Source organism: Rhodopirellula maiorica SM1, assembly GCF_000346295.1.
GTDB classification, from domain to species: Bacteria; Planctomycetota; Planctomycetia; order Pirellulales; family Pirellulaceae; genus Novipirellula; species Novipirellula maiorica.
Window position 1 is genome coordinate 1 of record NZ_ANOG01000825.1, and the last position, 1,155, is coordinate 1,155.

Below are 1,155 nucleotides of genomic sequence, written 5' to 3' on the forward strand. Positions count from 1 at the left end.
TGATTGGTACCGTTCTGCAACAAAATGGCTGATGTGGTTTCCCAACAGATAGTTGAACAGCGAGTTCGAAACCGAATGATCGAATACTGGGGGTGGGTGTCTGATCCCGCTGCCCAGCGTGATTATCAGGACCGAGTTACCTGTGTTTCCGTCAGCAACGAGGCTATCAACCAGTGGGAAGATTGGCAGCCATTCGAATCCCCTGAAGGACATTACGGACCACCCGTATATACGATTGAAGAAACAGAGATGATTTGTCGATTTCACGATGTCTGGAACGACGTTGCCGAAAACACGCCTGATCCGATGCCATCGCTTGAGGAACTCTTGGAGGATGGGAAATGGAGACGCCTCATAGAGGAGGCACATGGAGCATACCAATTGTTCATGAAACGTGGAAAACTTGACGAGAACGTGCCATTGCAGAACACCTCTGTGAACCTGAGCACTCATTCACGCGGCAACTGAAATCAAAGTCTTCCGTTCGTGCCCGGTTGCGGCAGGCGTTCTGGCACAGATGGAAAACACGTATGCTGCATCCAATCCTCGGAGACATCACACGAGAGAATGACAACGGAGACGGCCTCGCGAGGGTTTCGTACGGGGATCGCAGAACGTGCTGGGCGAAGCCTCGTACAAACGATTCCCCTTCGACTTTTTGCGTCACGGTTCGGACGGACTTCGATCGACGCACCGTGTAGGTCACCGACGAGTCATCCACCGCCACGATGCGTTTGTCGCTTAGCGCGACCCGGTGCACGTAAGGAGCCAGGTATTTAAGCGTGGGGATCGCGTGACCTACCGCTTGGATATCGACGACAAATTTCCTATTCCAAGCCGACATCGGAACGGTGTCGTATAGCCCACACGCTCGAAGCTCATCGGCCAGCTTCGCCTTGTAGACTCGCACCAGTGTGTCGTGATGAAACAGGATGTTCTTCGGTGTGCGCTGCCATGACTCGGCTTGGCCGTGATCATCCAACTTCACCCCGCCGCCAGGAACAACGTAGTGAATGTGCGGATGATAAACTGCTGGATCTCGTCCCCGGCCTGCTTGCGTCTTCGTTCTGGGCGGACCGCACAGCAGTGAGATAACCTGCTTGAGAGCATCGCGGAGCTAGCGGTTGGCGACCGACCAGGGCGTTAAGAAAAACG

Annotated in this window: 1 protein-coding gene and 1 pseudogene; one reads left to right on the forward strand and one right to left on the reverse strand. The window is 54.2% G+C overall.

The genetic code is table 11. The features are described from left to right. The first annotated feature begins 75 nt into the window (after positions 1-75). Positions 76-468, forward strand: coding sequence for a hypothetical protein (locus RMSM_RS40185; protein ID WP_008704215.1), 393 nt, complete (start codon positions 76-78; stop codon positions 466-468). A gap of 142 nt (positions 469-610) precedes the next feature. On the opposite strand, the pseudogene RMSM_RS43965 reads toward RMSM_RS40185, so the two are convergent. Then, positions 611-1,045, reverse strand: a pseudogene (locus RMSM_RS43965) (transposase); the annotation flags it as partial. Positions 1,046-1,155: the final 110 nt, after the last annotated feature.